At 65.9% G+C, this 12328-nt stretch carries 13 protein-coding genes; 8 read left to right on the top strand and 5 right to left on the bottom strand.

Annotated features, from left to right (window positions below; all coding sequences use genetic code 11):
- Nucleotides 1–63 precede the first annotated feature (63 nt).
- From purS to purL, 3 genes are read left to right on the top strand one after another with little or no spacing between them, the layout of a single operon-like run.
- The gene (gene purS / locus CAPI_RS07925) at nt 64–294 is read left to right on the top strand and encodes a phosphoribosylformylglycinamidine synthase subunit PurS (protein ID WP_018018109.1); all 231 of its coding nucleotides are present in this window, start codon (nt 64–66) and stop codon (nt 292–294) included.
- Nucleotides 291–986 carry a phosphoribosylformylglycinamidine synthase subunit PurQ gene (purQ, locus tag CAPI_RS07920; protein ID WP_018018108.1) on the top strand — a complete coding sequence of 232 codons (696 nt, stop codon included), beginning with the start codon at nt 291–293 and terminating at the stop codon, nt 984–986. The genes purS and purQ overlap by 4 nt, the downstream gene beginning before the upstream one ends.
- A 6-nt stretch (nt 987–992) precedes the next feature.
- Nucleotides 993–3266: a phosphoribosylformylglycinamidine synthase subunit PurL gene (gene purL, locus CAPI_RS07915; protein ID WP_018018107.1), complete on the top strand. Its 2274-nt coding sequence runs from the start codon at nt 993–995 to the stop codon at nt 3264–3266.
- Here purL and CAPI_RS07910 read toward each other — a convergent pair.
- A complete protein-coding gene (locus tag CAPI_RS07910; RefSeq protein ID WP_018018106.1) occupies nt 3263–4270 on the bottom strand; it encodes an acyl-CoA thioesterase in 1008 nt (335 codons plus the stop codon). The genes purL and CAPI_RS07910 overlap by 4 nt on opposite strands.
- 25 nt (nt 4271–4295) lie before the next feature.
- Here CAPI_RS07910 and CAPI_RS07905 point away from each other — a divergent pair, with 25 nt between their 5' ends.
- From CAPI_RS07905 to purM, 3 genes are read left to right on the top strand one after another with little or no spacing between them, the layout of a single operon-like run.
- Nucleotides 4296–4676, top strand: a complete 381-nt coding sequence (locus CAPI_RS07905; RefSeq protein ID WP_026157202.1) for a sterol carrier family protein — start codon at nt 4296–4298, stop codon at nt 4674–4676.
- Nucleotides 4677–4694: 18 nt separating this feature from the next.
- Nucleotides 4695–6221 (top strand): amidophosphoribosyltransferase, encoded by a 1527-nt coding sequence (gene purF, locus CAPI_RS07900; RefSeq protein WP_018018104.1) that lies wholly within the window; start codon nt 4695–4697, stop codon nt 6219–6221.
- Nucleotides 6222–6225: 4 nt separating this feature from the next.
- Nucleotides 6226–7329: a phosphoribosylformylglycinamidine cyclo-ligase gene (gene purM / locus CAPI_RS07895; protein ID WP_018018103.1), complete on the top strand. Its 1104-nt coding sequence runs from the start codon at nt 6226–6228 to the stop codon at nt 7327–7329.
- 70 nt (nt 7330–7399) lie between these two features.
- On the opposite strand, the gene CAPI_RS07890 is transcribed toward purM, so the two are convergent.
- Entirely contained in the window at nt 7400–7591 is a 192-nt protein-coding gene (locus CAPI_RS07890; protein WP_018018102.1) for a DUF3073 domain-containing protein, read from the bottom strand.
- Nucleotides 7592–7745: 154 nt separating this feature from the next.
- Nucleotides 7746–8858 (bottom strand): CAF17-like 4Fe-4S cluster assembly/insertion protein YgfZ, encoded by a 1113-nt coding sequence (ygfZ, locus tag CAPI_RS07885; protein ID WP_018018101.1) that lies wholly within the window; start codon nt 8856–8858, stop codon nt 7746–7748.
- A gap of 31 nt (nt 8859–8889) precedes the next feature.
- Here ygfZ and CAPI_RS07880 point away from each other — a divergent pair, with 31 nt between their 5' ends.
- On the top strand, nt 8890–9786 hold the full coding sequence (locus tag CAPI_RS07880; RefSeq protein WP_040356954.1) for an aminodeoxychorismate lyase: 897 nt from the start codon (nt 8890–8892) through the stop codon (nt 9784–9786).
- Here the strand turns inward: CAPI_RS07880 and CAPI_RS07875 are convergent.
- Both CAPI_RS07875 and CAPI_RS07870 read right to left on the bottom strand, forming a co-directional pair.
- Nucleotides 9783–10451, bottom strand: coding sequence for a heme-binding beta-barrel domain-containing protein (locus CAPI_RS07875; protein ID WP_018018099.1), 669 nt, complete (start codon nt 10449–10451; stop codon nt 9783–9785). The genes CAPI_RS07880 and CAPI_RS07875 overlap by 4 nt on opposite strands.
- Nucleotides 10452–10487: 36 nt before the next feature.
- Entirely contained in the window at nt 10488–11225 is a 738-nt protein-coding gene (locus CAPI_RS07870) for an LmeA family phospholipid-binding protein (protein WP_040356994.1), read from the bottom strand.
- A gap of 127 nt (nt 11226–11352) precedes the next feature.
- Here CAPI_RS07870 and mshD point away from each other — a divergent pair, with 127 nt between their 5' ends.
- Entirely contained in the window at nt 11353–12222 is an 870-nt protein-coding gene (mshD, locus tag CAPI_RS07865) for a mycothiol synthase (RefSeq protein ID WP_026157199.1), read from the top strand.
- The last annotated feature ends 106 nt before the right edge of the window (nt 12223–12328 follow it).

The raw sequence follows: 12328 nt of genomic DNA, 5'->3' as shown, positions 1-12328 counted from the left end.
GGGGCGTCTGGGCCGTCCTATATACTTGGCGTGTCTATAGCCCGGGAGCGAAGAAGGAATCTGATGGCTCGAGTTGTTGTCCACGTCATGCCCAAAGCTGAGATCTTGGACCCCCAGGGCCAAGCGGTGCACCGGGCGTTAACCCGCATCGGTGTGCAGGGAGTGACGGACGTCCGCCAAGGCAAGCGTTTCGAAATCGAGGTGGATGATTCGCTCAGCGAGGATGAGCTGCACCGCGTGGCCGAGACCCTGCTGGCCAACACGGTTATCGAGGACTTCGAGGTTATCCGATGACGGCGACAACCGGGGCAGCCTCCGGGGCGACGATCGGGGTGATCACGTTCCCCGGCACTCTTGACGACGTTGACGCGCTGCGGGCCGTGCGCCTCGCGGGGGCGCAACCCCGCCAGCTGTGGCACGCGGATAGCACCCTCGACGGCGTGGACGCTGTCGTGGTGCCCGGCGGCTTCTCTTACGGCGACTACCTGCGCTCCGGGGCCATCGCTGCTCAGGCGCCGATCATGCGCGCGGTCGTCGAGGCGGCCCGCGGAGGCATGCCCGTGCTGGGGATCTGCAACGGCTTTCAAATACTCACCGAGGCCGGCCTGTTGCCGGGCGCGTTGACCCGCAACGAGGGCCTCAACTTCCACTGCGTCGACACTGACCTTGAGGTGGTCACTACGCAGACCGCCTGGACGAGCCACTTTGAACCGGGGGCGACCATCCGTGTCCCCGCAAAGCACGGTGAGGGCCGCTTTCAGGCGGCGCCGGAGACGATAGAGAAGCTGGAGAAGGAGGGGCGCGTGGTGTTCCGCTACACCGATAACTTCAACGGCTCCCTGAACTCAATCGCCGGCGTGTGCAACGACACCGGCCGCGTTGTCGGGTTGATGCCCCACCCAGAGCACGCGATCGAGCTGCTCACCGGGCCGTCGAACGACGGACTCGGCTTGTTCCTGTCCGCTATGTCCACGATTGGAGCCTAAGGCGAGATGTACGTCCGCAATGACACGGTGAGCAACGCCGAGGCAACCCCCGACCTCGCCCAGCCCTACGCTGAGCTGGGGTTGAAGGACGATGAGTACGAGCGCATCCGGGACATTCTGGGCCGCCGCCCCACTGACGCGGAGCTCACCGTCTACTCGGTGATGTGGTCGGAGCACTGCTCCTACAAGTCCTCCAAGGTGCATCTGCGCTACTTCGGGGAGACCATGACGGAGGAGATGGGCGCGAAGCTACTCGCTGGGATCGGGGAGAACGCGGGTGTCGTCGATATCGGCGGCGGGGACGCCGTGACCTTCCGTGTCGAATCCCACAACCACCCCTCCTACGTCGAGCCCTACCAGGGGGCGGCGACCGGTGTGGGTGGGATCGTTCGGGACATCATGGCGATGGGCGCGCGACCGATTGCCGTCATGGACCAGTTACGCTTCGGCCCGGCGGATGCCGAGGACACGAAGCGCATCCTGCCGGGTGTCGTGCACGGCATCGGTGGCTACGGCAATTCGCTCGGCCTGCCCAACATCGGCGGGGAGACGGTTTTCGACGTCGCATATGCCGGAAACCCGCTGGTCAACGCGCTGTGCGTGGGGACGCTCAAGGTGGAGGACCTCAAGCTGGCGTTTGCCTCCGGCACGGGCAACAAGGTCATGCTCTTCGGCTCGCGCACGGGTCTCGACGGCATCGGTGGCGTCTCGGTGCTTGGCTCCGCCTCCTTCGAGGAGGGAGAGGAGCGGAAGTTGCCCGCGGTGCAGGTCGGTGACCCCTTCGCCGAGAAGGTCCTGATCGAGTGCTGCCTCGAGCTCTACGCCGCGGGCGTGGTCGTGGGGATCCAGGACCTCGGCGGTGGCGGACTTGCGTGCGCGACGTCGGAGCTCGCGGCCGCCGGGGATGGCGGCATGCGCGTCAACCTCGATAACGTGCCGCTGCGCGCCGAGAACATGTCCGCCGCAGAAATCCTCGCCTCGGAATCCCAGGAGCGCATGTGCGCTGTCGTTGCGCCGGACAACGTGGAGCGCTTCTACGAGATCTGCGCGAAGTGGGAGGTCACCGCCGCCGAGATCGGCGAGGTGACGGCTGAAGAAGACCGCTACGTGGTGGTTCACAACGGCGACGTCGTGATCGACGCCCCGCCGTCGACAATCGACGAAGGCCCTGTCTACGAGCGCCCGTTCGCCCGCCCGGACTGGATGGATGAGATCCAGGGCGGGGGGAGCGTCGAAAAGAAGGCCGGCCTGGGCGAAACCTGGCTGCGCATGGTGGCCTCGCCCGCGCTGTGCTCGCGTGACTTCATCACTGCCCAGTACGACCGCTACGTGCGAGGCAACACCGTTCAGGCGCAGTACGCGGATGCGGGGGTGTTGCGCATCAACGAGGAAACGCACCGGGGTGTCGCCGTGTCCGCGGACGCCTCCGGGCGCTACACCTACCTCGACCCGAACCGGGGCGCGCGCCTCGCGCTCGCGGAGGCCTACCGCAACGTCGCCATCACGGGCGCCCGCCCCGTCGCGGTCACCAACTGCCTCAACTTTGGGTCGCCGGAAAACCCCGACGTCATGTGGCAGTTCCGCGAGGCGGTGCACGGTCTTGCCGACGGCGCCCGCGAGCTGGGCATCCCCGTCTCGGGCGGTAACGTGTCCTTCTACAACCAGACCGGCGGCACCCCGATCCTGCCCACTCCGGTGGTGGGGGTGCTCGGCGTGGTCGACGACGTGCGAGGCACGATCCGCAACCGGATCGGAGTCGGCGACGAGGAATACAAACTGGTCCTCCTCGGCGCGACGGGCGACGAGTTCGGCGGATCGGTCTGGCAAGACATCTCGGGCGCCGGCCTGGCCGGCCTTCCCCCGCAGGTCGACCTCGCCAATGAGCAGCGGCTGGCCGACTTCTTCGCGGGCAACGAGGCAATCAACGCCGCCCACGACCTGTCCGAGGGAGGGTTGTCGCAGGCGCTGTTCGAGATTCTGCGCGACTCCGGCAAAGGCGCGGACATCGACCTCACCGCCGTGCACGAGGATGCGTTCACGGCACTGTTTTCGGAGTCCGCGTCCCGCGTGCTCGTCGCTGTCACCGCCGACAGACTCGACGGAGTCATCGAGCGCGCCGCGGAGCTGGACATCCCCGTCGCGGCGCTCGGGTCCACGAACGATTCTGGGCTCATCACCCTCGGCGGGGAGAGTGTCTCGCTCGCCGACCTAACTCAGGCGTGGGAGGCGACGCTGCCGGGCCTGTTCGGTCACGCCACCGCTCCCAACTCGGCCGTCTAGGACGTCAGCCGGCGCGCCGGGGCCGGCTGGACCAGCGGCTCCGGTGCGTAGCGAGAACGCAGGTCTTTGAGGGTCTGGGTGTGCTTCCACAGCCGCTTGTCCTCCTCCGTCACCGGGGTGAACTGGCGCGCGGCGAGCGGCTGGCCGTCGATGTCAACGCCGACGTAGGTGAACGTGGCGTGGATCGCGTTCTTCAACGCGTCGCGCCCGCCGCGCGGGTTGCCGGAGCGGACGTGGACGACCACGTGAATCGAGCGGGCATCGGTGCGCGTAATGCGGGCGTCCACCTCGACAAGGTCACCGATCGAGATCGGCTGGTAAAAGCGAATGCCACCCGCGTAGACGGCGACGGTGCGCTCACCCGTCCATTCCATGGTGCAGGCCACACCGGCCTCGTCGATCCACTCCATAGCGGTACCACCGTGCACCTTGCCGCCCCAGTTGATGTCGGTCGGTTTCGCCAGAAAGCGGTGGACGACGCACGGTGCCGTCGAATCGTCGGTGTAGCTCTGGGTCAGCATCTCCCGTTCGATTTCTTTGCGCAGCTCCACGCGAGACAGGGCAGCTTCTCGAACTTGGGTCTCCCATTCCGTCTTGGGAACGAATTCCGGCACTGGCATCGGGCGGCTGGTGGCGGGGTCCTTGGCCACGAAGACGACGAGGCAGTCGCAGGCCCGAGTGAACACGCCCTCGCGTGGATCGGCCGACAGAACCTCGTTGACGATGTGCATGGAGGATCTGCCGGTCATGGCGATGTGGGAGCGCACCTCGACCATGTGCCCAGAGGGGATGGGCCGGGTGAAATGGATGTGCCCTACGTAGGCGGTCACACAGTAGGTGGCGGACCACTGTACCGCGCAGGCGTAGGCGGCTTTATCGATCCATTCCAAAACCCTGCCACCAGACACGCCCTGCGCACCGGCGAGGATGACGTCTGTGGGAGCGGCAAGGAAGCGGAGCGTGACGGAGGAAGACTTTTCAGTCGGTACGGGAGTCGTCGGCATGACCACCCAGCTTAATATGGATCGCATGGCGCGAAAGAATGATCCGGCGCAGACGAGGGCCGCGGTCGAGGCCGTGCGGCCCTGGCTCGAATCCGGCGCGACACCAGAGCCGTCGAGAAGCGAACTTGCCGACGCCTGCCGGCGCACCGCGCGTACCCTCGCCGAGGAGCTTCCGGGCAATTCGGTGGAGCTGCGAGTCCCGCCCTTCGTCGCTGTGCAGTGCGTGGAAGGGCCGCGGCACACGCGGGGAACCCCGCCGAACGTGGTCGAATGCGACCCCCGCACGTGGCTGTTGCTCGCCACGGGCCTGCTCACCTTCGAGGACGCGGTGGGGTCGGGCGCGGTTTCCGCGTCGGGGTCGCGGGCGGCGGATGTCGCGGCGGGGTTGCCGGTGATTGCCGTCTAAGGTCGTTGGTCCATTAAGATGGCGGAAGTGCAAACCTTCAATGCAGTGGGCACTAGCGGCGTCGGCGTGAGCTCGGCCGAGCGCGAGGATGAGCCGCGCGAGGAATGTGGCGTCTTCGGGGTGTGGGCGCCGGGGGAGGACGTGTCCAAACTGACGTACTTCGGCCTTTTCGCCCTGCAGCACCGCGGGCAGGAGGGTGCCGGCATCGCGGTGGGTGACCGCAAGAACATTGTCGTGTTCAAGGACACGGGACTCGTCTCCCAGGTGTTTGACCAGTCGATCCTCGACGCGTTGCAGGGCGACGTGGCCATCGGGCACACGCGCTATTCCACCGCCGGAGGCAATAGCTGGGAAAACGTGCAGCCGATGTTCCGCACCTCGCCGAATGGCACGGACGTGGCGCTCGCCCACAACGGCAACCTGATCAACTACGCAGAGTTGCAGGCAGAGGCAATAGAACGCGGACTCGTTCCCGCCTCCGGCGTGGAGGGGCAGGGGTCATCCTCCGACACGGCCGTCGTGTCAGCGCTGCTCACCGATGCGATTCGAGAGGGCACCTCGCTTCTCGACGCCGCCCGCGGCCTCCTCCCACGCATCAAGGGTGCATTCTGCTTCATGATCACGGACGGCCACACCCTCTACGCGGCGCGGGACCCGCACGGCGTGCGCCCCCTGGCGCTGGGTCGGTTAGAGCGCGGCTGGGTCGTGGCCTCGGAGACGTGCGCGCTCGACATCGTCGGAGCTACCTTCGTGCGCGATATCGAGCCTGGTGAGCTCATCGCCATCGACGAGTCGGGGGTCCACGCCGAGCGCTTCGCCGACACCCCGCGTGCGCATTGCGTTTTCGAATACGTCTACGTGGCGCGCCCCGATTCCGTTATCGAGGGTCGCTCGGTCCACGCCACGCGCATTGACATCGGCAAACGCCTGTCACGTGTGTGCCCGGTGGAGGGCGACCTCGTGATGCCGGTTCCGGAGTCGGGCACTCCCGCCGCGATCGGTTACGCCGAGGCGTCGGGCATCCCCTTTAAGCAAGGGTTGATGAAAAACGCCTACGTCGGGCGCACCTTCATCCAGCCTTCGGACACGCTGCGGCAGCTCGGGTTGCGCCTCAAACTCAACCCCGTGCGCGAGATCATCGAGGGCAAAAAGCTCATCGTCGTAGACGACTCTATCGTGCGCGGCAATACGCAGCGTAAGCTCATCCGCCTCCTACGCGAGGCGGGGGCAGCCGAGGTCCACGTGCGCATTGCCTCCCCGCCTGTCAAATGGCCGTGTTTCTACGGTATCGACTTTGCCAGCCCGGGTGAGCTGATCGCGAACAATGGCGTGGGCGGCGACGAGGAAGCGGTCGTCGAGTCCATTCGCACGATGATCGGGGCCGACTCACTGGCCTACGTCTCCACCGAGGACATGATCGCTTCCACCCAGCAGGACCCGCGTTCCCTGTGCGCGGCCTGCTTCACCGGTAAGTACCCACTCGGACTTCCGGAATCCAATGCGAACGCCGACCTCGTCCGACGACTCCAGAAAGGCCAGTACTGAGCCCATGACATTCTCGAAGCCCACGGAGGGACGTTCCGCTAACCAGGCCAGCGAGCGGGGGGTGTCCTACGAAGCCGCGGGCGTGTCGATCGAGGCGGGTGACCGCGCCGTCGAGCTCTTCGCGCCCTTGGCAAAAAGGGCCAGCCGCCCGGAGGTACGCGGTGGCCTCGGCGGTTTTGCTGGTCTTTTCGCTCTGGGCAAGTACCGTGAGCCGCTTCTCGCCGCGGGCTCTGATGGCGTCGGCACCAAGTTGGCCGTCGCCCGGGCGATGGACAAGCATGACACGATCGGCATCGATCTCGTCGCCATGTGCGTCGACGACCTCGTCGTGTGCGGAGCGGAGCCACTGTTTTTGCAGGACTACATCGCGGTGGGCAAGGTCGTACCCGAAAAGGTCGCCGAGATCGTGTCCGGCATCGCGGAGGGGTGCGTCCAAGCGGGTTGCGCGTTGCTGGGCGGGGAGACCGCCGAGCACCCCGGCGTGATGGATCCAGATGATTACGACGTCTCCGCAACGGCGGTTGGCGTCGTCGAGGCAGACGAGCTGCTCGGCCCCGATAGGGTGCGTTCCGGCGACATCATCATCGGGATGGCGTCTTCCGGCCTGCATTCCAACGGGTTCTCCCTCGCCCGCCACGTCCTCCTTGAACGCGCGGGGCTTCCCCTCGACGGGCACATGGAGGAGCTGGGGCGCACGCTGGGCGAGGAGCTACTCGAACCCACCCGCATTTACGCCCTCGATTGTCTCGCGCTTGCCAACGAATGCGAAGTCCGCACGTTCTGCCACGTTACCGGTGGCGGGCTGGCGGGCAACATGCAGCGAGTCATCCCCGAGGGTATGGTCGCGCAGATGCACCGGGGCTCGTGGACCCCGCCGGAGATCTTCCGCACCATCCGCGCCGTGGGCCAGGTCCCGGAGGCCGAGATGGACAAGACCTTCAACATGGGCGTCGGCATGGTCGCGGTGGTCGCGCCCGAGGACCGTGACCGGGCACTGGCGATCCTCGCGGCTCGGCACGTCGATAGCTGGGTGCTTGGTGAGGTTCGCGACGCCTCTGCAGGTGAATCAGAGCGCGCCGTCCTCACGGGAGCGTACCCCCTGTACTGAATGACCTGACTGCCTGCGCCACGCGCGAAACGCACCCTAGCCTCGCGGCCGGGTGCGTTGCGAGGTCACTCTAGCGTCGGCTGTCCCAGTTGGCGTAATCGCCGTATTGGTCGTCGACGTCTTGGTCGTCATCCTCCCACGACCTCGACGGGGTCTGTCCAGCGAGCTCCTTTTGCAGCGAATCAAGGTCCATGTCTGGAGTGTGGTACTTGAGTTGGCGTGCAACCTTGGTCTGCTTTGCTTTGGCGCGTCCGCGGCCCATGCGAAGACCCCCTTGAGGTGGTTTTTCGGGGCGGCCCAGTTTAATGGGCGGCCACTATAAATCGTTTCTGAATTGTCCTGCCAGACATAATAGCCTGACGGGGCCAGAAATTCCGCACCGCTCCCTCACCTGGGCAGATAAGAGATCGTTGGAGCTACTGCGAGCCGCGAAGCTTTTCGACGGCCCTCCGCCCGGCCTTCTCTCCTTCGTCCGCCGGCAGCGAATCGGGATCGACTCGGGCCGCGACTTCCCCCTCCGCCACGATTGTCACGTCAGCCCCGTTTAGTGCTGAGCGTTTGATAAGCGCAAGCGCGATCGGGCCATAGTCCGCGTCGTGCACCACAGTGCCGAGCCGGCCCACCTTTCGTCCGCCGGCCACCACGATGTCTGCGCCCGGAACGGGATCGACCGGCGCGGAACCATCGAGCTGCAGAAGAACCAGCAACCTCGGGGAGCGCCCGAGGTTTTCCACCCGCGCCACCGTCTCCTGCCCCCGGTAACATCCCTTATCAAGGTGGACGGCCCCGGCGCGCTCACCCCTCGCAATGAAACGGGGAACTTCGTGGGGAATCGACTTATCGTCGAGGTCCACACCGAGCTCAGGCTCACCTGCGCGAACGCGCTGATCCGTAAACATCATAAGTCCCGCATACGCGCCTCCCGACGCGGTGAAAGCCTCCGCGGCTTGGCGGAGCGCGGAGCGCTCGACGCACACGTCGTAGCGGTGGCCCGAGGGCCAGGAATCCACGTGCCGGACAAACCGCGTGCTCGCAGCCCCGCTCACGGCGCGCAGCGCGTCAGGATCTGGGGTGGGGGAGAATACGGTGAGAATGCCGACGTCCGCCACGTCAATCTGGACCTTGGACCAAAACACCATCGTGCGCAAGAACTCGACGAGCGATTCGGCCTGGTCAGACGGGCAATCCAGGTAGAACGTCGAACCGTCGAAGTACACGTCGACGTGGTGGAGGATGTGGCCCTGGATATCGAGGTCGAGGGCTGCGGAGGAGTAGGGCGCGGGGAGGTCGACAAGCTTCTGCGAAAGCAGATTGTTCAAGAACGCGGGCGCGTCGGTTCCACCGACGAGGATGACACCGCGGTGGGAGCGGTCCACCATAACCGGCGTGGTCTCGGCCAACCGCTGTTCCCCGAGCGGGTCGCCGTAGTGCCACGCCACCCCCGCGGCGTCAAGGGGTGAGGTCGCGGCGTCGGGCAGCTCGGCGGCGCCCGGAAGAGAAAGGAGGGGGGAACGGTACGCGGCACTCACGGGTTCAAGTGTACGTGCATAATGGTCGAATATGGGTCACCCTCTCCTCCCGCCCCAGCCAGTGATCTACCTCGTGGAACCGTATGGCGGGTCGATGAGACGGCAAAACGCCACGATGCCGCACGTGTTTTGGGACGACGCCGTGGTGACCCGGGGCGACGGGGTGTTTGAGACGCTGCTGGTGCGCGGCGAGCGCGCGGTCAACGTCGACCGGCACCTCGCGAGGTTCCGGCGCTCCGCCGCGGCGCTGGATCTGCCGGCCCCTCTGGAGCAGCAGTGGTTGAGGGCCACAGAGGCCGCGATCGCGGATTATTACCGAGAAGGGGCGAGCGGTGACGCCGCGTGCACGTGGACGCTTACCCGCGGCCGGGAGACCACGCGCATCCCCACCGCGTGGGTCACCGTTCGCCCGGCGGACCCTGAGCAGGAGCGCCAGCGGCGCGACGGCGTTGAGGTGATGACGGCCCCGCGCGGGTACACAGTCGACCGCGAACACCCAGCGCCGTGGTTAGAGTTCGAAGCGAAAACCCTGAACTACGCCTCCGCGATGGCAGCCAGGCGGTGGGCGAGGGCGCAGGGCTTCGACGATGTCATCTACATTGACCCGCGCACCCGCCGCGTGTTGGAGGGGACGACGTCGACGGTGATCGTCGTGAAGAAGGGCCGTCGCCTCCGCACCCCCGCCGCCGGAGTAGACATACTCCCCGGCACGACGCAGCGCGCGGTGTTCGACTACGCCGAACACAACGGGTGGAAGTGCAAGGAAAAGGACCTCTACGTCGACGACCTCTTCTCCGCGGAGTCGGTGTGGCTAGTCAGCTCCGTGCGTCGCGGTGTGAGGGTCACCAGCGTCGATAGACGGCGGCTCGCGGTGCCGGACAACGAGCGCGAGGTGGCCCAGCTCATCGAGGCCGCCCTGGACCTCTAGCCCGCTACGCGGGTGAGCTCGGCGGACATGTACGGTACGAGGGCGCCGTCTACCACTCGCTCGTCCACCCAGCCCAGGTTGTTGTTCGGCATGAGGCCGTAGAGGCGCTTGCCGGGGCCGTGGCGCTCAGGGCCGGCGGCTGTGGCGATGGTGGAAGCGCTCTCCAACTGCCAGGCGCGCTCGCTGAGAGGTTCGCCGTAGAGGATTTCTACCAACCCCCGCGAGTTAGTAAGCGTCACCTCGATTTCGTCCTTCGGAGAGATCCGCCAAAAGCCCACCTCCCGTTGGTCGGCACCGGTGGGGTTGCCATCCGTGTCGATGCGCCACGTGCGGGATTCGACGCGCAGGTAGTTTTCCCCGTCGTGGGAGAAGATTAGCTGCTGACCAAACGCCCATTCGCCATCGACATCGTTCGCCTGCCCCGTGCCGGACCACACGCCGACGAGGGGGAGGAGAGCCAGAAGGCCGTCGTGAAGCGAGGGCCCGTGCCGGAGGTTCGCGGTGTCGTCTTCGAGCGGAAATTCCTCAAATCCGAGGCCAGGAATATTGCGGTGCGCGGTATTTTTCGCCTGCTCAGCGGCGCGCGCAACGGCTGCGTTCCCGTCCAGATTCGGTGTCGGTTCGGCCGGGGTTCCAGGGGCGGGAATGTCAGTTGAGTCGTTCATGAGGGCCAGACTACCGGCGCCGAGCACGCGCCTGAATCAGCCCTGCGTGGCGGTGACGGGAGCGAGGGGAGTGAGGTCGTCCGCACCCAGCGTGACATTGATCCGGTCCCGGGAGAATTCAATCGATCCCCCGGAAACTTGAACGAGCCCCGCGGGGCCGCCTAAGGGGAGGTCGCGTGTGTCGCGCTCGAGTGTGAAGGCGGACAGGACGGCGTCCTCTGCGCCCGCGGGGGCGTCGAGAAGAATGCTGGGCTTCATCACGAAGGTGGGGCCCTCCATCCTAAGCGTGACCACAACTGTCGACGGCGCGCTCGTACCTGGGACCGTGCCGGTCAGGTGGGCTTCGCTGGCAGGTCCGCCGGCGGGCGAGATGTCGTACGGGTTCGAGATGTCTAAGTCCGTCATACCAAGAAGCTCGCCAAAGGCGACCCCGTCGAGCCGGATGGTGCGTCGCACCGCGAGGGCCTCATCACCGGTGAAATCGGCGCGCAGGATATGGGCTGGCGTCGTGGAAATCTCGAATGCCTCGGCGGTTGCGTTGACGACACCAAGGCCTTCAACGGGCGCGTCGAGGGTGGACACGCTGACGCGCGGCACAGTTCCCGTCAGCAGGGCGAGGCTGAAGGGGAACCCCGCCACGTAAGCGTCTGGCGGGTACGCCAGCGCGTCTCCCACGTACGCGCTGCGGGAGATCTTGCCCTCGATTCGTGAGGCCAGCACCGTGTCGGCCAGGAGGAGGGCGATTAAGACGCCGAGAACTACCGCGGTTGTCACGGTGAGTGCTTTGCCCGGTCGGTCTCTCCACCGGCCACCGCGACGGCCCCCGTAGTGGCCCCCGTGGTGGCCCCCGTGGTGGCCCAAGGTCATGTTCACCGCTCCATTTGTACCGTAACCTGAGCCTATGACTATCACCGATCACCTAGATGCCGAAAGTGCAATGCAGCTTCTCGACGCCACCGAGCGCAACGATAAGGTCGCCCCCTTTTCCGAGGCTTTCCTGCGCGGCGTGCGCGAGCCCGCGCTAGGCCACGTCCACGACGTGCGCGAGGAAGGGGGGAAGCTTGTTGGCATCGCCGCGCTGGCTCCTGACGGTTCGGCGGAGATCGCTGTTCACCCGAACACTCGACGCCGGGGCCATGGGCGAGCTCTCGCCGAGGCCGTTTTGGCGCGCGTGCCAAAGGCACAGCTGTGGGCGCATGGGAATCTCCCCGCAGCACAGGCGCTGGCGGAGAGCCTCGGCCTAGCAAGCACGCGCGAGCTCCTCGTCATGGGAATCGAGGGGACAACTCTCGACGCGGCCGCTAACCCCGCCATCCCCTCTGGTTTTGAGGCCCTGAATTACCCGCAGGCCGTCGAGCGTTTCGGCACCCAGAACACCGAACGGGCGTGGCTGACTGCGAATAACGAGGCCTTTTCCTGGCACCCCGAACAAGGAGGGTGGGATGTGGCGCGGCTTCACCAGGGAATGGACACCGACTGGTTCGACCCGTCCGGGGTGTGGTTTCTCTATGACGGCGACCAGCTTGCGGGCTTCCACTGGACGAAGCGTCACCCGGGCGACGTCGGCGAGGTGTATGTCATTGGCTTAGCGACCGCCTACCGGGGCAAGGGTCTGGGCGCGCCGCTGCTCAGCCTTGGGCTGAAGCATCTTGTCGACGCCGCGTCGTGCCAAGTCATTCTCTACGTCGAAGCGGATAACGCGCCGGCCGTCCGCCGCTACACGGAGATGGGGTTTCGCGTGCGGGAACAGCACGTTGTATACGCCCGATGAGGTAACTAGCAGGACACTCGCAGCGAAGAATTAAAATTCACCGATTGTTTACCAAAACTACAACCGCGGGTTTACCCCCAGGCCGTACCTTTGCGGTGTGAGTAAT

The sequence above is a fragment of the Corynebacterium capitovis DSM 44611 genome (assembly GCF_030440535.1).
Taxonomy (GTDB): domain Bacteria; phylum Actinomycetota; class Actinomycetes; order Mycobacteriales; family Mycobacteriaceae; genus Corynebacterium; species Corynebacterium capitovis.
Note: the sequence above shows the minus strand (reverse complement) of the source record. Positions and strands in the feature narration are given on the sequence as shown.

Excerpts from the sequence above, each read along its gene's own strand:
- purS (WP_018018109.1), top strand. The coding sequence starts at position 64 with ATGGCTCGAGTTGTTGTCCACGTCATGCCCAAAGCTGAGATCTTGGAC.
- purQ (WP_018018108.1), top strand. The coding sequence starts at position 291 with ATGACGGCGACAACCGGGGCAGCCTCCGGGGCGACGATCGGGGTGATC.
- purL (WP_018018107.1), top strand. The coding sequence starts at position 993 with ATGTACGTCCGCAATGACACGGTGAGCAACGCCGAGGCAACCCCCGAC.
- CAPI_RS07910 (WP_018018106.1), bottom strand. The coding sequence starts at position 4,270 with ATGCCGACGACTCCCGTACCGACTGAAAAGTCTTCCTCCGTCACGCTC.
- CAPI_RS07905 (WP_026157202.1), top strand. The coding sequence starts at position 4,296 with ATGGCGCGAAAGAATGATCCGGCGCAGACGAGGGCCGCGGTCGAGGCC.
- purF (WP_018018104.1), top strand. The coding sequence starts at position 4,695 with ATGGCGGAAGTGCAAACCTTCAATGCAGTGGGCACTAGCGGCGTCGGC.
- purM (WP_018018103.1), top strand. The coding sequence starts at position 6,226 with ATGACATTCTCGAAGCCCACGGAGGGACGTTCCGCTAACCAGGCCAGC.
- CAPI_RS07890 (WP_018018102.1), bottom strand. The coding sequence starts at position 7,591 with ATGGGCCGCGGACGCGCCAAAGCAAAGCAGACCAAGGTTGCACGCCAA.
- CAPI_RS07880 (WP_040356954.1), top strand. The coding sequence starts at position 8,890 with ATGGGTCACCCTCTCCTCCCGCCCCAGCCAGTGATCTACCTCGTGGAA.
- CAPI_RS07875 (WP_018018099.1), bottom strand. The coding sequence starts at position 10,451 with ATGAACGACTCAACTGACATTCCCGCCCCTGGAACCCCGGCCGAACCG.
- mshD (WP_026157199.1), top strand. The coding sequence starts at position 11,353 with ATGACTATCACCGATCACCTAGATGCCGAAAGTGCAATGCAGCTTCTC.